Origin of the sequence: uncultured Mobiluncus sp., assembly GCF_963511525.1 — a bacterium.
Classification (GTDB): Bacteria; Actinomycetota; Actinomycetes; order Actinomycetales; family Actinomycetaceae; genus Mobiluncus.
On the sequence record NZ_CAUPIY010000003.1, the window covers coordinates 66,297 to 88,497 of the forward strand.

Sequence of the window (22,201 nt, forward strand, 5' to 3'; positions counted from 1 at the left end):
TGAGTTAGAAAAACATTTTCACCATGATGAGGCCGTCCTCCACCGGGTTTTGAAACCACTGCGGCAAACGTGCCCACACGTGGAATCCTTGACTCCCATAGAGCCCCTGGGCTGCCGAGTTACCGGAGCGGACCTCTAACACAGCTCCCGCATAGCCCCGAGCGTGTCCGCGACTTAGACCGTCTGTCAGCAGCTGCGTGGCGTAGCCTTTTCCCCGCCAAGCCGGTCGGGTCGCGAGTGAGAGAACCCGCAATAGCCTGCCCCCACGCGCTTGGGAAGTAACCGCTTGGTTACGCTCAGCAGGAGGAAGGTCGCCAACAGGAACGCTCATTTTCCCCAAACCCCACACGGCCCACGCCACGAAATCCTCGGATTCGCTGAAAATCAACCTGAAGCTGATATCTGGATGTGCCAGCAGGGACGCGATGGTGTCCCGGTCCCAGGCGTCAAGCGCGAAGCACTCCTGTTCGGCGCGTTCCAGGTCTGGCGCATCCTCAATCGAACCGTCGCTAATCATGGTTCACCAGCGATTTTCGCGCCAGCTACGGTTTTTGTTGGATATCCGGTCGGCTCAGATACTGCGGCTCGGTGCCCAGCGAAGCCAGTTCTCCTTGCGCTTCCGGGTCTCCCTCCGTACTGTTCACGAGAGAGGTCGCCGCCCTCGCCAGGTCTGCAAACCTAACGTCTACGGTCTGGCCGCTGACCTGGGTGACGGCGTTTCCAACCAGGAAAACCCCGGCGTCGGCAAACCCCGCAAAGTCGCGGTCCCACCCTTGGGCGACGTCCTCTAAATGTGAGGCGGGACCGACCCAATCCGTGCCGATTTGCGTCAAGCGACCGCCCGTCGGGTCGGGTTTGAACAGCCCGGCATAGACTTCGTGGCGGCGGGCATCCATCAAAGATACTATCCAGCGCGGCGCCCGCCCCCCCGCTTGAGCTGAACAATCAGCACCAGAAAGTACCCCAGCGGCTGCTTGTGCCTGGAGAAGTAGCTCATCTACCCCCACAACCGGGATGTCCCAAGCAAAACCCAAGGTCCGAGCCGTGACCAGACCGACGCGCAGCCCGGTGAACGGGGCAGGACCGCGCGAAACCACAATCTTTTGCGGTCTACCGCCTTCCTGGACCACGGCATCAACCAGGGACGAGAGGGCTTCCACTTGGGCTTTTCCGTCAGGATTCACCTTCACCAGCACGTCGCTGAGGTTCTGGGGATTCACCAGGGCAACCCCCGCCCCGGCACAGGTATCGATAAACAGGTAACTCACAGGGACAATCCTAATGCGCCTCGCCCTTGGAACCGGACACCGTTAAAGTCGGGATGGCGGAAGTCGGCGGAGGCGTCGGCACCATAATCAGCTCTGGGTCGGGCAAAGAAAGCACTTCGGCAGCATCTTCCGTGCGGGATTGCCAACGGAAAGTCAGCCACACCACCAGCAGTGCGATACCGACAATAACGACAGCTAGGACGACCACCCACACCAAGGTGTTATTGCTGGTTGGCAGGGCTTCCGAAGTTGGTGTGGGAGTGGGGCTGACCGTCCCCCACCAAGACTGCACAGCTTCTTGCACTTGGTCCAAATTCACTTCCCCGCCCAGACGAGCCCGCGCCGCGTTAGAAACCGGCAACAACCGTTCCTCATTTAACGTGAACCACCCGCGTATAACCGGGTCATAAACAGGGCGGTTGGGATGGGCGGAATCTGGCGCGGTTGCCAGTAAAGCATGGGCTAAATCCGGCAGCACATAGCAGGCCCCCGGATCCTCCAACCGGATGGGAAGATGGGAATTTTTCGGTTCCTGAACATAGCTGCTGATCAACAGCGCGTTGTCTTCGCGGGTGCTCAACGTTGGTTCGGGTACCCCCGCGGTGGCTTTCGGAGCCAGCGCAGCTCCGCTGGCAGGCACAGAGAGGGGATAAAGATTCTTTTTATCCTCGGTATAGACCACTACCCCAAGTTCTCTGGCATCGATACTGACCGGAGCCACCCACATCTCAATGGGCGTCACGGAGTTTTCCGGGGCGTAGGTGCCCCGCAGCAGTCGCGCAGACCAGGTCAATACCTGGGTCGGAACCCCCACCTCAATCTGAGCTTCCGGGGGAACTTTCGCACTATCCGGGAGGTATTCCCGCAATGATTGCCCCAAAGCCGGGGCCTTGGTGGCAAACCAAACGCGGACATCCTCGGGAAGGTCGCTCTGGGCCTCTCCCGGCAGCCGTCCCGCCGTTATCTCTACGTCCTGAGTCACGCCCCCGACCGAACTAGCGAACGAAATCCCTGGCGCTCGACCAGCTACGGCTTGCCCGACACCCGGCGCAGCAAAACTCATCACCACCGCGCTCAGCAGGACGAAAACCCAGCTCAGTACGGGCTTACGGGCGCGACGCAACGGAAACACTCTCAGCATCGGTTTCTCTATCAGCCTATTTATGAATCCGCCCCGGTCGGGCAGGACTCTGCGGTAGCACCGGGTGCGGCACTCGGGTTTTCCTGCGCTCGCAGAGCCTGCCACTGTTGTACCAAACCTGACAGGTCCCAAGCCCCCTCGAGACTGTGAAAGACGACCCGGCAGGTCGTATCTTCGGGCAGGTCCGCGATGGTTCCCGTGATGGGAGCCGCGGCGTTTTCAGGCCGACTCAAGGAGAGCTTCAGGCAGTGGGCACTGAGCCCCTCCACCTTGTCGGTACCCCATTCGACCACCACCACCGCGGTCTCTAACGCGGATTCCAAATCCAGGGTTTCCACATCGTCCCCGCCCGTCAGACGATAGGCATCCACATGCACCAAGTTCGGCCCCGGCACGTCGGGAGATTTCGTGTGATTGCGGGCAATGATGAACGTTGGGGAGGTGACCCGCTGGTTGACGCGCAAACCGGCGCCGATGCCTTGGGTCAAAGTGGTTTTTCCCGCACCCAGCTCCCCTTCCAGAATCACCACATCGCCGGCTTGCAGAAATGGGGCAAGGGCCCGGCCCAACAGACGGGTGTCGTCAGCGGATTTCGTTTCGACTTCCAACAGCAAGTTCCCCTCGCGGCTCATCGCGTTCCTCCTTACAATAGTTCAACAGTTCCCGCGTTAGCTCTCGGAGCTCAGCTCTCAGGCTGGTCCTCAACATAGACCCGCGGCACGCTGGGGGAAATGCTGGTAATGACTTCATAGTTGATGGTATCGGTCCATTCCGCCCAGTCGTCAGCGGTTGGCAGCGGGGGAACTCCCGGAATGCCCCCGAACAAGCGGTCATTGGCGTCGCCAAAAATAATCGCCAACTCGCCCGGCTCGACCGGGCAGGAAACAGGTTCCCCGGAATCGTCCACAGCCGGACCCAAGTCAACCACGATTTGATCCATCGGAATCCGCCCCACAATCGGGGCTCGCCGGCCTTTAATCCAGGTTTCACCGCGATTTTTTGCCAGGCGATGCAGGCCGTCGGCGTATCCAATCGGCAGCAACCCCAACCAGCGCGGTCCCGGTGCCACCCATTCCCCACCGTAGGAAACCGCGGCGCCTTTTTCAACCCTTTTCACCTGAACCACGTTCGTTTCCAGTCGCATCACCGGACGCACCCCCAGCTGCCCCGACGACGCGATTTCGGGATTCGGACTCAACCCATATCCCGAAATCCCCACCCTGACCAGGTCATAGTGGCTCTCGGGATACCAAATAATTCCCGCGGTGGCGGCGATGTGGCGTAGTTTCGGGCGTAAACCCGTCTCTTGAGCAACCTCCCAAGCCCAATCAAAGTCACTCAGCTGCGACTTGGTGAAAGCCTCAGCAGCGGCGGTGTCTTCGTCCGCGCGCGCCAAATGAGACCAGATAGCGCTGACTTCAATGAGTCCGGCACGTTCCCGAGCCCGAGCCAGCTTGCAAAGCACCGGAAAATCTTCATTTGTCGCTCCGGCCCGGCACAGTCCGGTATCAACTTTCAGGTGTACCCGGCAACGCAGCCCCGCCGCATCGCAGGCTCGCGAAACCTGATCCAGCTGATCCAAGGTGGAAACCGAAATGTCGATTTCCGCTTTCACCACCTGTTGCAAATCCGTTTGCGGGGTGTAAAGCCAGGTCAGGATACGGGGGCGGGCAGCGGTGGGCAGTCCCATAGCGGCGGTCTGATACAGACGCGAACGCATCATGGCCGAAGTGGGCGTGTCGACCAGGTGGTCACGCGCGACGCCTTGCCTATCGAGATATTTGCGCAGTTGGAAAGCTTCACTGGCTTTGGCGACGCCCAACCATTGAGCGCCAGCACCAAGTGCGGCCAGCGCCATACGCTCAATACCATGTCCGTAAGCATTAGCTTTCACAATCGCCATTTGTTGACAGTGCGGGGCAAAATGCCGCATTTGGGCAAGATTTTCCTGGTATGCACTGAGATTCACCACGGCGCGTACCGGCCATTGGGGAACATCCACGTTGGTCATAATCTTCCTTTACAAAATTGTTTTCGCACTTCTTAGTTTGTCACGTTTAGTTTGACCGGGATAGTTTATAGCTCGGCCAAAGCCCGGGGAATCGCCTTGATAATGGCGGTGGCACGAGGGGTGGGCGCGGCTAAACGGCCCGCTTCGGCGTGCAGCCAGGCCGCGACAGCTGCCAATTGTCCCAAATCCAAAGTTTCTCCGGTTTTCTGGGCTCGGGCATTCGCGGCAGCAAACGCATAACCCAAAATTCCCGCCAGCACATCCCCCGAGCCCGCCGTCGCCAAGTCTCTGGTGCCGTGCGTCAGGGAATAAACCTGTCCCCCCGGGTTGGCAATGGTGGTGGTCGGTCCTTTCAAAAGGACGGTGGCCTGCGTGTCCGTGGCAAGCTGTAAAGCCCAGTCATAAGGGTTGGCCTCAATAGTTTCTCGGGTGGTTTCCAGACCGAGGTGGGCGGCCAGTGCCGCCGCCTCACCAGCATGGGGAGTCAGCAAGCAGTATGAGTCCGGTTGGATTTCCGTTCCGATAAGTTCCAGCGCGCCGGCGTCGAGAATCACCAATTCGCCGGGGTCGCGGCGGCGCCACGCGCTGAGCATTTGTTCGCGATGCCGCGGTGAGCCCGCCGCAAAACCGGGACCGATAATCCGAGCTTGGCACCGGCCTTCTCCCAGTACAACTTCCGGGCAGGCCTGCAACACTACCGACTGCACCGCGGGTTCGCCGAGGTAACGCACAAAAGACTCCCCCGCGTTCAAGGCAGCACTGGTCACCAAAACTCCGGCACCGGGATAACGCGAGGATCCCGCCATTACGCCCAAAACTCCGCGGGAATATTTGTGATCCGCGAACTCCGGCCGGGGCCACTGTTCGCGCACATCAGCGCGTTCAATCAGACCTGCGCCGGGCTGCATAGCCTGGAGGGGCAGGCCGATATCTTGAACCTGCAGGCGGCCTATCGTGAGCGCGCCGGGACCGACCAGCATTCCGGTTTTCGCCGCCCCCATCGTCACGGTCAGGTCGGCTGGCAGCAGCCCCTGATCCGAACCCAAATCAGCACCTTGGCACAAATCCAGGCCAGAGGGATGATCGCATGCCACCACCAGGGGCAAAGTTTCCTCCGGCCACTGGATGAGCAACTCACTGATGCCCCTTACTAGGGATAGCGCGGGTTCCCGCAGGGGGGGACGGGCTCCGATACCGATAATGGCGTCAATGATGGCAACCGGTTTCCAAGACTTTATCGCGTTCAGAGCCTCCCCAACTGTCTCGGGCAGCACACTGGGCCAAAACTCCACCCCGGCTTGCCGTGCGGCCGCCGCACCGCGCTCGTGAATATGTTTCGAGGTTGGCAGGACCGCGACCGGATAGCCGCGCCGCCGCAGATACGCAGCCCCGTACAGGCCATCGCCACCGTTGTTGCCCGCTCCGACCAAGACCAGAACGCGCCGGCGTCCCCGGGGAACCGGCAGTGCCACAATGGCCGCATCAGCTCCGGACAAAGCTCGATGCGTGTGGTGAGCCAACGCGTAGGCGGCTCGCCGCATCAGCGCGTCCGGGCCTTGCTCTCGGTCAGCCTGCGCGACCAGAGGTTTTTCCATTTGTGCAATCAAATCTGGCGCATATCCCCAAATCACGATTTCAGCCTAGACGAAAATCAGCACATAGTCAGAGACTTAGATGCGCTTGCGGTTTTCAACCGGCAGGAAAACTAGGTAATCTTAAAGTTAGGAAAGCCCGATGACTATACAGCGGGGTCACTGTGTACATGAAAGGTAACCATGTCGAAAAAAGACAACCTTCAACTGTGGCTTCTTTCCACCCCAAAACGCCTCGTAGCAGGACTGTTCCTACTGGCTGGGGCGGGGATTGTCCTGGTGGCGGTGACGCTGTTCATAGTCGCGCCGCAAATCGCCGCTATGCCTGACCGGGACACCGACGAAACGGGTGGCTCTCAACCCACCGAAAAAATCACTTCCCCACTTCTGGTGGAAGTCACCGGCTCTAACTTCCGCACCAACTCCACTCTGAGAATGGCTCCCGCACGGTCCACCCCCTCAGAAATCCCCGATTCCACTTCGCCGCAGACAGACACCACCGAGGAGCCGTCAGAAGCTCCTGATTCTCGCTCGGAGACGCTCAATCTCGATGGGGTTGAAGACCTCACGTATCCCAAATCCTTCAGCAACGTTTCCGAATCGTCTGCGCGACCCACCCCAAGCCACACTCTGAAACGGACCTCGACACCCACCCGCTCTGCTGCGGCGAACCTTAAGAAAGAAACCATCGAGTCCGGCGACCCCGTCGAGTTCACCGGAATGCAGGCCTTCTTTAAGGATCTAAAAACCGGAAATTTTGGCGCTATGCAGCGCAGCTGCTGGCTGATCACCCCGGAAGTGTTCACCGACCGTTACACCACCCCGCCCGCCCAAAAGGCTCTGCTGCACGCCTTGTCACAGACCCCGAAAGTTACCGATGACGGCGTGACTTGGAAGGACTCCGACGTGGAGTTGCGAACCAGCTGGAGCGAGTTAGCTGACCGGTATTCCTGCCCGACAGTGATTTACGACGGAAAGATGGATTCGGTCACCCCCGAGGACGTGTCTTACCTGCTGGCACGGATTATGGCTCGTTCCAGCTACCCATTCAATGGCGCCGACACGGAGGAAAACTATCCGACTCTGTGCGAGAAATGGAGTCCCCCGCCAGGCATCACGAAATACACCCCGGAGGCTTCCCGGAAACTGCGCTATGACGAGGAAGGGCACCTGGACGATGACACGTTTGAAGCGTTGCAGGATTTACGTTCCGAGTCCATTCACCTTTACGCGGTGAAAAACACCTACCCCATGTATATCCGAGCGGCACACTCGCAGTTGGAGGAGCCTTCCGCATACTTCTACCGCGATAAGGACGGCAGCCTGTGCTTGGGGTCGGTGGTCAAAAAGTCATGAGTGAAAATTATGGTGCTCCCACCACCGAGTTGATGGAAGATTTCCTGACGGATCCTCGCGGCACCCAAGAAAAACTGCGCGAGTATCAATACGGTTCGGCTATGCGCGAGATTATGGCCGCCCGCCCGCATCAGGCTTCCTCGGGTCTCGAGGAAACTGCCTCACCTTTTGTCATGTTCACTAGGGAACAGTGGTCGGCTCTGTCGGATCAGACCCCTCTGCCGCTGACCCAGGCTGACGTGGAGCGTTTGCGCGCTTTGGGCGACCCTATCGACTTGGCTGAGGTGGACGCGATCTACCGCCCTTTGACCGCCCTACTGCAGATTTATGCCGCCGGGACGACCAACATTCGTTCCCGGCGCGCTGATTTCTTAGGTGAATCCGCGATTCAGCACACTCCTTTCGTGATTGGGGTGGCCGGTTCGGTAGCGGTGGGAAAGTCCTCCGTGTCGCGGCTATTGCGCGAGTTGATGAGCCGCTGGCCGGGCACTCCTCGGGTCGATTTGGTCACCACGGACGGATTTTTGCACCCCAATGCTGAGCTGGTGGCTCGCGGGATTATGAATCGCAAGGGTTTTCCTGAATCTTATGACCGTCGTGGGTTGCTGCGTTTTCTGGCGGCGGTAAAGTCCGGGGCTCCCGAGGTAGCCGCTCCTGTATATTCGCACGTCACCTACGATATTGTGCCCGGTAGGTCTCAGATGGTTTGCGCCCCGGATGTCCTCATCTTGGAGGGGTTGAACGTGCTAGCCCCGCCTCTGATTGCTGACGGCGGCAAAAATTCTCTGGCGGTGTCGGATTTCTTTGATTTCTCTATCTATCTGCACGCCCGCCCCGCAGACATCGAGCAGTGGTATCTGTCGCGTTTCCAGCAATTGCGCACGACCGCTTTCAAACAACCCGACTCTTTCTTCCGTGAGATTGCCGCCTGGAGCGATGAACAGGCAGACTCTCATGCCCGCCAAATCTGGCGGGAAGTCAACCTGAAAAACCTCCAGGAAAACGTGGCCCCGACCCGTTCTCGTGCCACCCTCATCCTGGAGAAAGACGCTGACCACCGCGTGCACCGCCTGCACCTGCGCAAAATTTAGGGTCTGGCCCGCTTCACCAGCCTCACCAGGACGTTCCGTTCACTTCTGTGGTTCGCTATCGGTCGATTCTTCTGACGAATCGCGTCGACCCGACTGAAACCGCCGCTGCAGCCAAGCGACCAAACGATCCAGCAAGAGACTGAGGATTACTCCCCCCACCATCCCTACCAGGGTCGCTAACAGTGGATGGATTGGCCCCAGGATGCTTCCGGAGGCGAAACCGATAGACATTCCGTAGGACACCCAACAGATTACGGCAGTCAGGTCGGTGCGCAAGAAACGACTGTAGGGAAAACCGGTCGCTCCGGCACACATATTGACCGCCACTCGCCCACCGGGAACAAACCGAGCCGCAAAGATAAAGGATGTGCCGCGCTTGTGCAAAAGTTTCGCGGTTCGCTCGAAAGCCTGTTCGCCCTTGCCGTCCCGCCACGATTTGATGCGCTGCACGTGGATGCGTGTCCCCAGGAAGAAAGCGAAGGAATCACCGAGGGTCGCTCCGACGACGGCACAGAGAAAAATGCCCGGGAGTGGCACAACTTGGCCGGGAGCGGCGAAGTACCACGAAGTTAATCCGATGACGATTGACTCGGCAGGCACGGGCGGGAAAAAAGCGTCCGTAAAGCACATACCCGCTAAAACCAGCAGAGCCAAAGGGGAACCGGCAAAGCTGTGAATCCATTCCGTGATGGTTTGCGAAATCGGCACCCAACCGCCATCACCGCCTGCTGTGCGAAGCAGGGCCAGGGCGGGGGCTGCGTTTAGAAGTGCCGGAGTCAGCATATTGCCCGCGAGGCTCTATTCCACCGTAACCGACTTGGCCAGGTTACGCGGCTGATCCACGTCGTATCCCAGGTGTCCCGCCATCCGCAAAGCCAACAGCTGCAACGGAATCACGTCCACTAGGGGACGCATCAACGTGGGCGTGGGAGGCACCCGCCACACCACGTCCGCAAACTCGTTCACGGAATCGTCCCCGTCTTCGGCCACCACCAAAGTCACGGCCCCACGCGCCCGGACTTCTTCGATATTAGACACGACTTTGCGGTGCAACTCGGGTCGGCGCGGGGTGGGAACGATAATGACAACCGGCTGCCCGGACTCCACTAGGGCAATAGGGCCGTGCTTCAGTTCCCCGGCTGCGAATCCTTCGGCGTGCAGATAGGCGATTTCTTTCAGTTTCAGCGCCCCTTCCAGCGCCACCGGGAAACCGACGTGACGTCCCAGGAAAATCACTGATTTGATGTCGTCAAGGTTAGCGCCTAAGTCAGCCGAGCCCGCGTACCGGTCCAAAACGGTTTGCATCCGCGCCGGCATCTGACCAAGTTTTTCCAGGTAATCCGCGATTTCATCAGCGTATTTGTTGCCGCGGACCTGAGCTAGGTACAGACCTAACAGGTAGCACGCCGCTATCTGGGCGGTAAACGCCTTGGTGGAGGCCACCGCGATCTCCGGCCCGGCGTGGGTCAACAGCACCGCGTCAGCCTCGCGAGAAATCGTAGAGCCGGGAGTATTCACGATGGCCAGGACCCGCGCCCCTTGCTCGCGGGCGTGACGGATGGCCATAATCGTGTCCATGGTTTCCCCGGACTGCGAAATCGCCACCACCAGGGTGCGCCGACTCACCACCGGATCCCGGTAGCGAAACTCGTGCGCCAGTTCGACCTCACACGGAATCCGGCACCAGTGTTCGATAGCGTAGCGGGCCACCTGCCCGGCATAGGAGGCCGTACCGCAGGCCACAATGATCACCGAGGTGATGGAACGAAACACTTCGGCTTCAATCCGCAGTTCGTCCAAGGTCAGCGCCTCGGCGGCGTCCAGCCGCCCCGCAATGGTGTCCCCCACCGCCCGGGGCTGTTCCCGGATTTCCTTTTCCATAAAGGTGTCGAAGCCTTCTTTGGTGACGCGGTCGGTCGCGAAATCGACTTCAAAAGCCCGTTTGCGCTGAGTGGGATCCTGGGCGATGACCTCCAGACCTTGCGTGTGCAGGATTTCGTTGCCCTGCTGGTCCAGGACCAGCACTCCGGCCGGGGTCACAACCACTACTTCATCCTGACCAATTTCCAGCGCCTGTTTCGTGCGCGCCGCGAAAGCCAACACGTCAGAGCCGAGGAAGTTCATCCCTTGTGACAACCCCAGTACCAGCGGAGACGACCGCCGCGCCGCCACGATGACTCCCGGTGCATCCGCGTGCTCCACCAACAGCGTAAACGAACCTTCCAAATCCCTGGTGACCTTTAGCATCGCCCGCGCCAACCGGGTCGCCCCCGTCGCGCAGTTCAGGTTCGGATCCAGGCTGTGCAGAGGGGTAGTTCCCGGGATAATCGGCTGTTCACCAGTGTTTTCCCCGGCATTCCCGCTCGGTTCGGCCAGGTAGGCACGCTCCAGCAGATGAGCGACCACTTCGGTGTCGGTTTCGCTGACGCATTTGATGCCCAGAGCTTCCAGGTGGGCGCGGTAAGGTTCCGCGTTTTCGATAATGCCGTTGTGTATCAGCGCCAGTTTGCCGTCATAAGACAGGTGGGGATGGGCATTTTCACGAGTTACGCCCCCGTGGGTGGCCCAACGGGTGTGCCCAATCGCGGTGGTAGCGTTGGGTAAAGGGCGCTTTTCTAAGGTTTTGCGCAGTTCGGAGAGCTTTCCGACTTCCTTTTCGACCGTGATTTTGGGACTCGCGCTGGTCGCGTCGACCACCGCGATTCCGGCTGAATCATAGCCGCGGTATTCCAGGCGGGACAGCCCTTCCAGGACAGTTTCCTCAGCGAACTTGGAGCTCTCGTTTCCGACGGCACCGACAATTCCACACACATTTCCTCGCTTTCACGGCGCGGTTTTAAAGCGCTAATAGTTCCTGTACCCGTCCGGCGAGGGTTTGAGCCTCCGCATCGGCCTGTTCCTGAGTCGCGGCTTCTACCATGACCCGCGCCAGGGGTTCCGTACCGGAAGAACGCAACAGCACCCGACCCGTATCCCCCAGGCGCGCTTCGGCCTGCGCGACGTCCTCGGCCAAGCGCGGATCGTCCACGCGGGTTTTGTCCACTCCGGGAACATTAATCAGGGTTTGGGGCAGTTTTTGGATGGGCGACACGAGTTCGCTCAGAGCGGCCTGGTGGGAGGCCACAGTCGCCGCCACTTGCAGAGCGGTGAGGATGCCGTCACCGGTGGTGGCGTAGCGGGCATTGATAACGTGGCCGGACTGTTCCCCGCCCAAAATGTAGCCGTGGGCGCGCATTTCCTCCAACACGTAGCGGTCCCCTACCGCGGTGGTGGGGGTCTTGATTCCCGCCTGCTGCATCGCTAAACGCAGCCCGAGATTACTCATCACGGTCAGTACCAGGGTGTCCTCTGTCAGTATTCCCGCCCGGTGCATGTCCAAGGCCAGCATCCCCATGATTTGGTCGCCATCTACCAGGTTTCCGGCACCGTCCACCGCCAGGCAGCGATCCGCGTCCCCGTCGAACGCCACCCCGAAGTCTGCCCCGGCGGCTACCACCATGGATTTCAGCTGCTTGGGGTGGGTCGAACCGCAGTTCAGGTTAATGTTGCGCCCATCGGGAGAGGCGTTAATCACGATGACGTCCGCGCCGGCTTCGCGCAGCGCCCGCGGACCGATTTCTGAAGCCGCCCCGTTGGCGCAGTCCACCACGATTTTCAGCCCGTGCAAAGACACCGGAACGGTGTCTACCAGGTGATTAACATAGGCATCGTCGGCGGCTTTGCCGTTGGCGACCACATCGCCGACCCCGGAGCCGAGCGGCCGTTCCCAGTCCTGGCCCAACATGGCTTGAACCCGGTCCTCCATCTCATCAGGCAGTTTGTAACCGCCACGGGCAAAAAACTTGATGCCGTTGTCTTGCATCGGGTTGTGCGACGCGCTTATGACCACACCCAACTCGATGTCTTGGGATTCCGTGAGATAGGCCACACCCGGAGTCGGGATGACGCCGACGCGAGTGACGTCCATGCCGGCACTGGACAGCCCCGCCGCCAGGGCGTGATCCAGGAACTGCCCGGAAACGCGCGTATCGCGGCCAATAATGGCTCGCGGCTTGGCCGGTTCTTCCGGTATCAGCCGGGGACGCTTAATGCCGGTGCGCGATTCCGTCATAGCCGACTCGCGTTGCTCTTTCAACAGGTCTTTCACGATGGGCATCTGGCCGGTGGCCATAATTTTTTCTTCTACCACCAGGCGTGCCGCAGCCACCCCCAAGTTCAAAGCCAGTTCCGCGGTAATGTCTTCGTTGGCAAGTCCGCGAACCCCGTCAGTACCGAAAAGTCTTTGCGACATAGTTTCCGCCTTTCTCGTTTCCTAACCTCACCATTATCCCACGCCCGCGCGCAACCGCCACATCCCCGACCCGCGGTGGGACTCCGGCTCAGGATGATTGGGTCACTGAAAGTGTAAAAAACCGAAAAAACTGCGCAACCCCGGGTACAATAGCGGATGCAATCATAAATTGCAATTACACGCTAATATGTATGAACTCGCATTCACTTATTCAAAGGAGAATAAATATGCATAAAAAGCGCATGGCTATAGGCTTTCTACTTGCTCTTGCACTGGGGATCGGAACTCCCACGGCCGCATTTGCTTGTACCGGGGTTATTGTCGGACCCGAACTGACTACTGATGGAAGTTTCTTCTTTGGTCGTACCGAAGATCTAGAGATTAACCATAATAAGGCATATGTTATTCACGAGGCCGGATATTTCCAACCAGGACAAACTATAGAGGACGTTTCCTACGGAACGGATGCTGGCTATCAATTTACATTTGCAAATCCTTCATATAGGTATAACGGAGTTAACGACACCACCCCTGAATACGGAATCTTTGATGAGGCTGGCTTTAACGAAAAAGGACTAATGGTCGATATGACCGTTTCTGCAAGCGCCAACGAAGCTGTTCTGGCCCAAGATCCACTCTTGGACGGGGAAGACGGCAACCGTGTTGGTCTGACAGAGGCAATCCTCCCCACGGTCGTTTTGGCCACTTGCGACACTCCGGAAAACGCGGTGAGATTTATTGCTGACGAACTGGCAACGAAAGGGGCAGCAGAAGGCAATGCCCTGGTTGTAGCCAGCAAGAGCGACCTGTGGTACATGGAGATTTACACCGGACACCAATTTCTAGCCATGCGCTACCCGAAAGACAAGTTCTCAGTTTTCCCCAATACCTTCTGGATTAATGGCGTCACTTTGACCCCAGGGGAAACTACCAATAACTATGTTGTCTCCCAAGACGGCAATTACATCTTCTCGAAAGGTCTGTTCAGCACCGCTAAAGCGGCCGGAACTTTCAAGGGGGACGAAGCTCGGCATTACATTGAGGCGCGGGAATCTTACGCTGATCCAGAGGTCGATTCGCGTGATGCCTCTCGCGCTGCTTCGGGAATCAAGACCCTGAATCCCAGTGCCCAGGTTGACCCAAAGGGAACCGCCTTCCCCTTCTTGCAAAGTGCCAAGAAAAAGAGCATCTCACTAGAAATGGTTATGGACACTACGCGCAACCGTTTTGCCAATCTCGGAAATCTTCCGGGGAATGACACCGGTGAGAAAGGTTATTATCCTATCGGTAACCGTAATGTGATGGAGGCTCATGTTTTCCAAATTCCAACTACTGCGACGGATAGTTTTCCTGCCGTAGAATATTTAGCTCTGGGATCCACACTCACCTCTCCGTACGTGCCGTACTACTTGGATCAGACTGCCGGTTTTTCCCCGGCAATGAATAGGTCCAATGAGTACACTTCTAACTCGGTTTATTGGACCGCGATGGATATTTTGCACATGGTCGAGACGAATCGCTCTAAGTATCAACCCATAGTCAATGCCAAACTCTCGCCGGTTCAAAAAGAGATTCTGACTGCAACGAAATTAAGCGACGAGGGGACGTCAGCGCGCACCGCGTGGAACACCAAAGCCGCTTCCAAGGCCTTTGCGGCTATGCAATCGGTACAAACTGAGTTGCGGACTAAACTGTTCCAAGATGGTTATACCTCTTCATCGGAGCGGGTACGGAAAGCAGGCTTGTCAGGAGGGGAATTCCGTCTAACAGTTCCGGCTGGAGTCACGGATACCGTCTGGAAGCTCAGTTTTGATTCCAAATCGAAAGCCCTTTCCATAGTTGATGCCTATGGGGAACCTGTTGGGGTACCGGCCGGCGTACCTTTTAACATCACCATCAGGAAAGCCACTTACGAAAAGAATCCTGGTCTTACTCTGGACGGGCAACCTGTACAGGCGGCTTTACAAGGTGACGTATATGTTTGGAAGTACTCCACCACCGTAGGCCGTTACAGCGGTAAGAATCGTCAAGCCGTGGCAGCCAATCTGTCCAAGTCGTTCTTTACGAATGCTAAAACGGCCTTCATTGTGAATTCCCAATCTTGCAGCGATGCCATCAGTGCGGCGAATCTCTCGCAGGGGCAAGCCCCGATTCTTTATACCCATGGAATCGGTCTTGACGAAGTGACTCAAACCGAACTCGCTCGATTGCACCCGCAGACAGTTGTCCTGGTCGGCGGGACCGGAGCGGTCAGCAATGCTGTGCAACAGACTGTGCGCACGCTGCTGCCTTCGGCACGGGTGACGCGGATTGAAGGATCGAGTCGTTATGCAGTGAACGCGCAATCCGCAAATGAGTTTTCTCCGGATACGAACACTATCGTGATTGCCCCAGGACAAAACTGTTTTGCCGCAGTAAACGCCGTGTCCTTCGCTAAGAATCTCAACGCTCCCGTATTCTTGGTTTCCAGCCAAGAAGTTCCGCGAGAAATATCTGAGCAAATCAAGCGCCTGACTAAAGTGAAACAAGTCGTCATCGTAGGAAACGAGACCGACGTGTCCGCTACGGTGCAATCGAAACTGGATGAATTGACAGGAGTGAAGTCCTCTCGGCTGACTTCTCAGAATCAAATCCAGCTCAGCGCCGCGCTGGCAGGGAATATCTCTGAGCCACGACAAGCCATTGTGGCCAGCGGTATGGAACCGGCCGATGCTTTGGTTGCTGCACCGCTCGCCCAGCATCTCAATTTGCCGTTGGTACTTTCAACGCCGGATCAACTTGACCCCTCCGTGGTCCAGTACATCCAGAAGACGAAGTCCATCAAACAGGCGATTTTTGTCGGTGGTCCCGTTCCCCTCAGTCAGTCCCTTCGCGCGCAGATGCAGGGGATTTTGAACTAGAGCACGGATTATCGAGGCATTGTTATCACTGAGGCAACGTCGCTCAGTTATCCGCATAAATAAATACCTGCAGCCGGGGTCACCGTATTGGTGTTGCCCCGGCTGCATTTTGCATAATTAGTATTCCCGACCCATTTGTGAAGTCGCGAAAATCGGGATTGTTGGAATTCCGTCAAAATCGCTCGTGACTAAATCGCACCCGCCACTTGGGTCACTTATATGGGTCCTAATTCAGTGGAACCCGGGTAATCCCGGGTTCCACTAAACTTTGTCGCAGGCAGCGATCAACGCTTCGAGTACTGAGGCGCCTTGCGAGCCTTCTTAAGACCAGCCTTCTTACGCTCCACGGCGCGAGCGTCGCGGGTCAGGAAGCCGGCTTTCTTAAGCGCGGGACGGTTAGCGTCACGATCGATTTCGTTCAGCGCGCGGGACACGCCCAAGCGCAGCGCACCGGCCTGGCCGGAAATACCGCCGCCGTCAATGCGAGCCTTGACGTCGAAACGCCCCTGCAAGTCCAACAGCACGAAAGGTGCCATGACCAATTGCTGGTGCAACTTGTTCGGGAAGTAATCTTCCAGGGTACGACCGTTGATAGTCCAATTGCCGTTACCCGGAACCAAACGCACGCGGGCTACGGCTTCTTTACGGCGCCCCAGCCCCATGCCTTTGTCAATACGAGAATTCCCACGACCCGGTTCATCCTGAGCCGCCGGAGTCTCGGTGGTGTATTCGCTGGGGACATCCTCCAGCTCTTCGATTTCTGCAGTGGTCTTCGCCACGATACTCCTTGAGGTTTTGCGAACCGCGCTTATTGCGCGATTTGCGTGAGTTCAAAAACTTCCGGGTTCTGGCCGGCATGCGGATGTTCCGGTCCGGCGTAAACCTTCAGCTTCGTCAATTGCTGTTTGGAGAGGCGGTTATGAGGCATCATTCCCCTAACTGCCTTCTCGATGATTTTCTCGGGTTGCTTGTCCCGCATTTCCTGGTAAGAGGTCGCCTTCAAGCCACCGGGGAAACCCGAGTGGTGGTAGGCAGTCTTTTCAGTCCATTTGTTGCCGGTCAACACGACCTTTTCCGCGTTGATAACGATGACATAGTCTCCGTTATCAAAGTTGGGAGCGAAGGTCGGCTTGTGCTTGCCGCGCAGCAAGGTAGCCACCTGGGATGCCAAACGTCCCAGCACGATGCCATCAGCATCTACTACGTGCCACTTCGCGTCAACGTCACCAGCCTTGGGTGAATAAGTACGCACTTCTCTAGCCTTCAATTCTTAATCGTCGGTCTCATCACTTTTGTGATGATGAAAGTTTGCGTGTGCCCCGGGATGACAGCGGTATGAGTGGGAATGGTCACCAACTCGAGGGCATACAACCGTTTAATCTTAGCGATTTCGCCCGCCTGGGTCAAAATCACGGCGTACCTTATGTATTTTGAGCGCGAGGGCGGTGTGGTGCCTCATATAGTTTGAGCACGAAAATATATTGTTGGTATGAATGATGGAGTGGCTTCTATGGGTGCTCATGTTGAGTTCACGAAGAGGATCGTGTTCACCGCCTATAGGAGGACGTGATTGTAGAGAATGCTAGGTTGCGGCGGGCAGCAAACCGATTAGAAAGTGAAATCAGGGAGCAAAACCAGCCAACCACACCACAGTCGGAACCGGTGCGGTCAGTCCTGAAAGCAATACAGGCCCCCGCCCCAAACCCGGGGAAGATTTAGCGAAAGACCTTAAAACTCGCGCCGAACAGCCCAAAGCAGAACGCGACCAAACCAAACGCCGCAAACAACACCGACACGGGCGCGGCAGATAAGAGCTACTTCTTCGAGGAGTGAATCTTGAAGATATAGAACGCCAAGGCTGCTAGCATAAACGCTGTTGTTGATGACGAAATCTGGGCGAGTACGAATGATGGCTCTTTTATTAGAGCAAAAATAGTCCCGATAATGCCTGTAACTACCGTAACGCAGGCAAGTACTACAATAAGTGTTCTTAGGGCACGCATTATTGTGACCAGCATACTGGTAGTGCGTTTGATACAGCGCTAGCATTGCAGCTATTCAAGAACACCGTAGGCCAAAAAGCTCTCCAGCCGTTTTTTCCTTTACAAGCGGACATGGCTTTTATTACTGCGGAGGTAGGTGAATCCGGATGCATTGTATCTGAGCTTGCCTGAAGGGCAGAGGTATATTCGTCTAAAACTTTTTTATCAATCGAATCATCAGATACGGCGGCTGCATAATCGATAGTTCCATTCTTGAAATAAGGATCCAGCCTTTGCAGAGAATCGATGTTCTTGCGTATGGATTGGAATTCTTCTTCGGAAATACTGCTGATAACAGGTCTAGAATTTACCGTTACCAAGGAATCTATAGGTGTATCTGGATGCAAACTATCAGCATTTGCGGTACCAGAAACGACCATTGACAGCGCTATCGTGGTGACAGAAGCTACAAACAATCTCAAGGATTTCCTCGGAATCATGCTCTCAGTTTAAACTGAGTGCGAACCCTAGTCAATGGCCCGGCGTACCTTACGGATTTTGAGCACAAGGGCGGTGTGGTGCCTCACATAGTTTGAGCGCGAAAATAGGTTGTTGGTATGAATGATGGAGTGGTTTCTAGAGGTTCTCCCGATTACGCAAGACGCGAGCGTGCGCTTGCCGCCCTAGAACAGCTCCCCCACCGGGTACTGAGCACCCAAGTTTTACTGGAGCTATACAATGTCCTGACCCGCAAACTGAAAGACATTGCGGCCGGACAGATTGCTGATGAAATCATCGAGCATCTCAGCTTTCAAACCGTCATCCCCGTTGACGCGCGCCTGGTAAACCAAGCCGTTCAAATTGCTGGTCGTTTCCAACTCTCTATCTGGGACGCCATGATTGTTGCGGCCGCCAAACGCGGGGGCTGCAAAGAAATCTGGAGCGAGGACCTCAGTGAGGGCATGGTCTTTGACGGCGTCACCGTGGTCAATCCCCTTCAATAGCAGTGGAACCCCACCATGGTGGGGTTCCACGCAGCTTCAGGAATTCTGGGGTGGCGGCGTGTTGGGATTGTAGGGCTGGGGTGGCTGCGACTGTCCGACCCGCACACTAAGCCAAAGGGACAATCCTGCCGCCTAAGGCCCCACGCAACCAAACGGACATGGGGCCCCACGAAAGGGGCTTCTGCACAGAAAGGACTTGAGCGGCACCTCACTTGCACGTATATGGCAAGCGCTCAGGACGGGGCTGCATTAGTTGTGTTCAGGCGCCTCATCCCCAGCAGGGCGAGTCTTGAGCTTGGACAACTCCCCGGTGAGTACAGTCACCTGTTTAGAAAGAGCGCTCGCGTCCTGAGAAAGTTCATCAACATCGGTCCGAGCCTTGGTGACGTTCGTGCAATAATCCTCCAGGTTCTCCAGGACGACACCTGAGTCATTCGCCGCGCTGGAGATTGCCTGCGCAATATTTTGTGTGACAGCGTTCTGTTCCTCAACCGCGGCCGAAATGGTGGTTTGGTAGTCATTGACTTGTGAAATAACCCCAGCAATTTCGTCGATAGCGGCGACAGTTTGCTGGGTTTTTTCCTGGATGTCATTAATCATCACAGCAATCTGGCTCGTCGCCTTGGCTGTTTCTGCAGCCAAATCCTTGACCTCGCTGGCGACCACCGCAAAATCTTTCCCCGATTCGCCAGCTCGAGCGGCTTCAATAGTGGCGTTCAAGGCCAGCAGGTTGGTTTGCGCAGCAATGCTGGTCACCGTACCGATGACGGTCTCAACCTTTTGGGTAGAGTCCTGCAGTCGCAAGATGGTCTCCTGGGCGTTGCGGGACACCTCGGTGGCCTCGTTAGCGGTACGGGAAGCCTCCGCGGAGCTGGCTGATATCTCTGCGATGGCGGCGTTCATTTCCTCAGATCCGCTGGCAACAGTTTGCAGATTTGCAACGATACCATTGAGAGACTCAGTCGTAGATTTCGCTAATTCCACCGTTTCCGCAGCGTTTGTGGCAGCTGTGGACGCGACCTGAACCACCCGGTTGGTTTGTTCGGCAGTCTTAGCCGCCAAGTTTTGCCCTTCGCCTAACACGTCGGTTAGCTCATCTTGTGAATACGCCAAGGCTCGGAGCATATCAGCGACTTCGTCGTTTGAGTTCGATGTCAGTCGCGGGGTCAAGTCACCATTTCGTAACGCCAGGACCGAAGAATGCAGTTTAGTGACGGAGGCGACAATCCCTCGGCGCACCCGATGCAGGATAAACGCCACCACCAGGAAAGCTATGACGATGTCGATAGCGTGAATAATGACGTTTTTACCTACTAAGCCGTGGGTTTGTTGCAAAACCGTGTCACTGAGGGAGGACAGCGAGTTCTGCAGGGTATCTAATTCAGACAGGATCGCTGCAATGACCGATTCGTCCACAGCCAGGCCCTCGCCGCTGTTCTCGGTTTGCGCAACCGCTTGCCGGTATGACTCCAGGCTGGAGACTGCCTGCGCAAATTGTTTCCGCAGCTGTTCATCTCGCAATCCAGACTTAGAGAAAATGTCTTGAGCGGTGTTCAAGTTGGATACGGCCTGCTCGATAGTCTCTGTAATCGGCTGGGGTTCCAGATTCTGGGTGGGATTATGGCTGGCAAAATCATTTTGACTGTAATTAGCTTGACTCTGCCTGACCAGCTCGGATACGGCACTGACTTGGTCTGAAATCCGGATTAAATCCTGGTAGTTACGTACTTTCCCATAATAGATATCGTCAGTTATGGCGGAACAAATCACGAACGAGGCTATGCCCAGGATTCCTACAATCCCCATCAGCAGTACCTTAATCAGCACATTCAGGCGTAGCTGAGATTTTTTATTCCCGCCTTGGCGGCTTTGCGGTCTCATCATGCTTCATTCACCCACTTGAACTGGGACAATGTCTCTTGAAGCGTTTCGAATTCCTGGGCGCTGAGCACCATGTCCTCGCTGGCTTCCTGCAGCTCCTTCACCGTCGCTTCAGTTTTAGCCTCAATGCTATAGAGGTTGTCTGTAACTCGTGCAGAATCGTCTGACACTTCCGTCACGGTTTGTGCCATAGATGAAATCGTCGCGGTTTGCTCCTCAATAGCCGCCGCCACGGTGGACTGAAAGTCATTAATGTTTGAGATAATTCCGGTTATCTCAGTAATCGCCTGCATCGCAGCTTGGGTATCTGACTGAATCTTGGTGATGCTTTCAGACACTTCAACAGCGGCAGACTTGGTGCCCAAAGCCAAATCTTTCACTTCGGAGGCTACCACCGCGAAGCCTCTCCCGGCTTCTCCGGCACGAGAAGCCTCGATGGTAGCGTTTAGGGCCAAAAGGTTGGTTTGCTCCGCCACCATTTTGATGGTTTCAATGACCGAACTGATTGCTTCGGAAGCCTTATCCAATTCACCCATGACTTCATTAGCCTGCGCGGTCAACGTGGTGGCTTGCGCGGCCGATTTCGCGGCTGTCGCGGCGTTAGTTGAAATCTCGGTGACAGCGCTGCGCATTTGTTCAGTAGACGCGGCCACGTTGCCAATCTGGGTACTGACTTCCCTGGCGTTGCCGGCGACCGAGGCTACTGTTTCCCGAGCGGCACTCGCTTTCGCGGCGACTTCCTGGCTCTGTTTCCGCAGCCCTTCGGCGCCTGCCGTCGTTTCCGTGGCGGTGGCGGAAATTTCGCTCAACAGAGTACCCAGGTTATTCACCGAGTCGTTCAACAGCACCGACATCGCACCAATCTCATCACGGGAAACCTGACGTACCTGGTAGGTAAAGTCTTTTGCGGACAAGCGGTTCAGGCCCTTGCTGATTTCCTTCGCGGAGCGGGAGATAGATAGGGACACCAATACAGAAACCAACAGCACCGCCACCAAACCGAGCAAACTTACCGCTAAACCGACATTGGAGTTCACAGAGGTGATGATGTTAAGTTCGGCAACGTCAGACTCATGTTTGTGAGTCAAAGAATTTCTCAGGGAATCCAACTGGCTCTGTATCTCTGTGCTGATACTAGCCAGAGCTGCACCGTCAGGGTTGACGGGGAGCTGGGCGGCCAAATCCTGCAGGCTGGATACAATTTCCCGCTGCTGAGGATCCAGTGGGGCTCCCTGCAATTTTGTGAGCTGTGCGGTGAAATCTTGAGTGGCCTGGAGATACTTTTCTTCATTAGTAACACCGCTGGCAGCGTTGAATCCGGATTGTCTGACTTCCTGGAACTGTTGAGCCATGGCGGAAAAATCGCGGGAGACCGTGGACGTCTGTGCGTAGGTTGAGACTCTGCTCTGAGTCGCCAGAGTCGAACCCCAGGTTATAGCCACTACCGCTAGAGTGACCAGAAAACAGATGCCGCCGATTGACAGCAGCTTCTTTGAAATGGATAAGCCCGCCTTAGCCATAACGCCTCCTCAGCCTATTCTACAAGGTGCGATAGAGACATTTGTGGTTTCCCGCACTAGCATTTATAGGACGTAAGCCGGTTTTGCCCTGCCCTACGGCTGATAAGCCGAAACCGAGCTGAACCTGCCGACCATCACTATCCCGGGTGGAGCGGGGCTCTCGC

19 protein-coding genes are annotated in these 22,201 nt (G+C 56.6%); 4 read left to right on the plus strand and 15 right to left on the minus strand.

The genetic code is table 11. From position 1 onward, the window contains the following. Window positions 1-4 precede the first annotated feature (4 nt). The 6 genes from RQ935_RS03220 to RQ935_RS03245 all read right to left on the minus strand — a co-directional run bounded on the left by RQ935_RS03220 (window position 5) and on the right by RQ935_RS03245 (window position 6,015). Window positions 5-517, minus strand: a complete 513-nt coding sequence (locus RQ935_RS03220) for an N-acetyltransferase (RefSeq protein ID WP_311497199.1) — start codon at window positions 515-517, stop codon at window positions 5-7. Window positions 518-542: 25 nt separating this feature from the next. Beyond that, window positions 543-1,268 carry a tRNA (adenosine(37)-N6)-threonylcarbamoyltransferase complex dimerization subunit type 1 TsaB gene (gene tsaB / locus RQ935_RS03225; RefSeq protein WP_311497200.1) on the minus strand — a complete coding sequence of 242 codons (726 nt, stop codon included), beginning with the start codon at window positions 1,266-1,268 and terminating at the stop codon, window positions 543-545. Between the two features lie 10 nt (window positions 1,269-1,278). Then, complete coding sequence (locus tag RQ935_RS03230) at window positions 1,279-2,409, minus strand: hypothetical protein (RefSeq protein WP_311497201.1); 1,131 nt, start codon at window positions 2,407-2,409, stop codon at window positions 1,279-1,281. Window positions 2,410-2,429: 20 nt separating this feature from the next. Beyond that, window positions 2,430-3,041 (minus strand): tRNA (adenosine(37)-N6)-threonylcarbamoyltransferase complex ATPase subunit type 1 TsaE, encoded by a 612-nt coding sequence (gene tsaE, locus RQ935_RS03235; RefSeq protein WP_311497202.1) that lies wholly within the window; start codon window positions 3,039-3,041, stop codon window positions 2,430-2,432. A gap of 50 nt (window positions 3,042-3,091) precedes the next feature. Next, window positions 3,092-4,420 (minus strand): alanine racemase, encoded by a 1,329-nt coding sequence (gene alr, locus RQ935_RS03240; protein ID WP_311497203.1) that lies wholly within the window; start codon window positions 4,418-4,420, stop codon window positions 3,092-3,094. Between the two features lie 65 nt (window positions 4,421-4,485). Next, the gene (locus RQ935_RS03245) at window positions 4,486-6,015 is read right to left on the minus strand and encodes an NAD(P)H-hydrate dehydratase (protein WP_311497204.1); all 1,530 of its coding nucleotides are present in this window, start codon (window positions 6,013-6,015) and stop codon (window positions 4,486-4,488) included. 180 nt (window positions 6,016-6,195) lie between these two features. Between RQ935_RS03245 and RQ935_RS03250 the strand changes: the two genes are divergently transcribed. Both RQ935_RS03250 and coaA read left to right on the plus strand, forming a co-directional pair. After that, a complete protein-coding gene (locus RQ935_RS03250; protein WP_311497205.1) occupies window positions 6,196-7,368 on the plus strand; it encodes a hypothetical protein in 1,173 nt (390 codons plus the stop codon). Next, window positions 7,365-8,459, plus strand: a complete 1,095-nt coding sequence (gene coaA / locus RQ935_RS03255) for a type I pantothenate kinase (RefSeq protein WP_311497206.1) — start codon at window positions 7,365-7,367, stop codon at window positions 8,457-8,459. Before RQ935_RS03250 ends, coaA begins: the two co-directional genes overlap by 4 nt. A gap of 39 nt (window positions 8,460-8,498) precedes the next feature. Here coaA and RQ935_RS03260 read toward each other — a convergent pair whose 3' ends face one another. From RQ935_RS03260 to glmM, 3 genes are all read right to left on the minus strand, one after another. Continuing rightward, complete coding sequence (locus RQ935_RS03260; protein WP_311497207.1) at window positions 8,499-9,167, minus strand: DedA family protein; 669 nt, start codon at window positions 9,165-9,167, stop codon at window positions 8,499-8,501. Between the two features lie 90 nt (window positions 9,168-9,257). Continuing rightward, window positions 9,258-11,270, minus strand: a complete 2,013-nt coding sequence (gene glmS, locus RQ935_RS03265; protein ID WP_311497208.1) for a glutamine--fructose-6-phosphate transaminase (isomerizing) — start codon at window positions 11,268-11,270, stop codon at window positions 9,258-9,260. Window positions 11,271-11,295: 25 nt separating this feature from the next. After that, a complete protein-coding gene (gene glmM / locus RQ935_RS03270) occupies window positions 11,296-12,750 on the minus strand; it encodes a phosphoglucosamine mutase (RefSeq protein ID WP_311497209.1) in 1,455 nt (484 codons plus the stop codon). A 227-nt stretch (window positions 12,751-12,977) separates the two neighbouring features. Here glmM and RQ935_RS03275 point away from each other — a divergent pair, with 227 nt between their 5' ends. Beyond that, a complete protein-coding gene (locus RQ935_RS03275; protein ID WP_311497210.1) occupies window positions 12,978-15,650 on the plus strand; it encodes a C69 family dipeptidase in 2,673 nt (890 codons plus the stop codon). 284 nt (window positions 15,651-15,934) lie between these two features. On the opposite strand, the gene rpsI is transcribed toward RQ935_RS03275, so the two are convergent. From rpsI to RQ935_RS03295, 4 genes are all read right to left on the minus strand, one after another. Then, window positions 15,935-16,429 carry a 30S ribosomal protein S9 gene (rpsI, locus tag RQ935_RS03280; RefSeq protein ID WP_311497211.1) on the minus strand — a complete coding sequence of 165 codons (495 nt, stop codon included), beginning with the start codon at window positions 16,427-16,429 and terminating at the stop codon, window positions 15,935-15,937. A 29-nt stretch (window positions 16,430-16,458) separates the two neighbouring features. Next, window positions 16,459-16,902: a 50S ribosomal protein L13 gene (gene rplM, locus RQ935_RS03285; protein ID WP_311497212.1), complete on the minus strand. Its 444-nt coding sequence runs from the start codon at window positions 16,900-16,902 to the stop codon at window positions 16,459-16,461. A gap of 11 nt (window positions 16,903-16,913) precedes the next feature. Further along, entirely contained in the window at window positions 16,914-17,063 is a 150-nt protein-coding gene (locus RQ935_RS03290; RefSeq protein ID WP_297722288.1) for a hypothetical protein, read from the minus strand. Between the two features lie 589 nt (window positions 17,064-17,652). Next, a complete protein-coding gene (locus tag RQ935_RS03295) occupies window positions 17,653-18,132 on the minus strand; it encodes a hypothetical protein (RefSeq protein WP_311497213.1) in 480 nt (159 codons plus the stop codon). A gap of 117 nt (window positions 18,133-18,249) precedes the next feature. Here RQ935_RS03295 and RQ935_RS03300 point away from each other — a divergent pair, with 117 nt between their 5' ends. After that, window positions 18,250-18,636, plus strand: a complete 387-nt coding sequence (locus RQ935_RS03300; RefSeq protein WP_311497214.1) for a PIN domain-containing protein — start codon at window positions 18,250-18,252, stop codon at window positions 18,634-18,636. A 249-nt stretch (window positions 18,637-18,885) separates the two neighbouring features. Here RQ935_RS03300 and RQ935_RS03305 read toward each other — a convergent pair whose 3' ends face one another. Continuing rightward, complete coding sequence (locus RQ935_RS03305; RefSeq protein WP_311497215.1) at window positions 18,886-20,520, minus strand: methyl-accepting chemotaxis protein; 1,635 nt, start codon at window positions 20,518-20,520, stop codon at window positions 18,886-18,888. Continuing rightward, complete coding sequence (locus RQ935_RS03310) at window positions 20,517-22,037, minus strand: methyl-accepting chemotaxis protein (RefSeq protein WP_311497216.1); 1,521 nt, start codon at window positions 22,035-22,037, stop codon at window positions 20,517-20,519. The genes RQ935_RS03305 and RQ935_RS03310 overlap by 4 nt, the downstream gene beginning before the upstream one ends. Window positions 22,038-22,201 lie beyond the last annotated feature (164 nt).

Bases quoted from the DNA above. Each gene is read 5' to 3' on its own strand.
- RQ935_RS03220 (WP_311497199.1), bottom strand. From the start codon at position 517: ATGATTAGCGACGGTTCGATTGAGGATGCGCCAGACCTGGAACGCGCC.
- RQ935_RS03230 (WP_311497201.1), bottom strand. From the start codon at position 2,409: ATGCTGAGAGTGTTTCCGTTGCGTCGCGCCCGTAAGCCCGTACTGAGC.
- tsaE (WP_311497202.1), bottom strand. From the start codon at position 3,041: ATGAGCCGCGAGGGGAACTTGCTGTTGGAAGTCGAAACGAAATCCGCT.
- alr (WP_311497203.1), bottom strand. From the start codon at position 4,420: ATGACCAACGTGGATGTTCCCCAATGGCCGGTACGCGCCGTGGTGAAT.
- RQ935_RS03245 (WP_311497204.1), bottom strand. From the start codon at position 6,015: ATGGAAAAACCTCTGGTCGCGCAGGCTGACCGAGAGCAAGGCCCGGAC.
- RQ935_RS03250 (WP_311497205.1), top strand. From the start codon at position 6,196: ATGTCGAAAAAAGACAACCTTCAACTGTGGCTTCTTTCCACCCCAAAA.
- coaA (WP_311497206.1), top strand. From the start codon at position 7,365: ATGAGTGAAAATTATGGTGCTCCCACCACCGAGTTGATGGAAGATTTC.
- glmM (WP_311497209.1), bottom strand. From the start codon at position 12,750: ATGTCGCAAAGACTTTTCGGTACTGACGGGGTTCGCGGACTTGCCAAC.
- RQ935_RS03275 (WP_311497210.1), top strand. From the start codon at position 12,978: ATGCATAAAAAGCGCATGGCTATAGGCTTTCTACTTGCTCTTGCACTG.
- RQ935_RS03295 (WP_311497213.1), bottom strand. From the start codon at position 18,132: ATGATTCCGAGGAAATCCTTGAGATTGTTTGTAGCTTCTGTCACCACG.
- RQ935_RS03300 (WP_311497214.1), top strand. From the start codon at position 18,250: ATGAATGATGGAGTGGTTTCTAGAGGTTCTCCCGATTACGCAAGACGC.
- RQ935_RS03305 (WP_311497215.1), bottom strand. From the start codon at position 20,520: ATGATGAGACCGCAAAGCCGCCAAGGCGGGAATAAAAAATCTCAGCTA.
- RQ935_RS03310 (WP_311497216.1), bottom strand. From the start codon at position 22,037: ATGGCTAAGGCGGGCTTATCCATTTCAAAGAAGCTGCTGTCAATCGGC.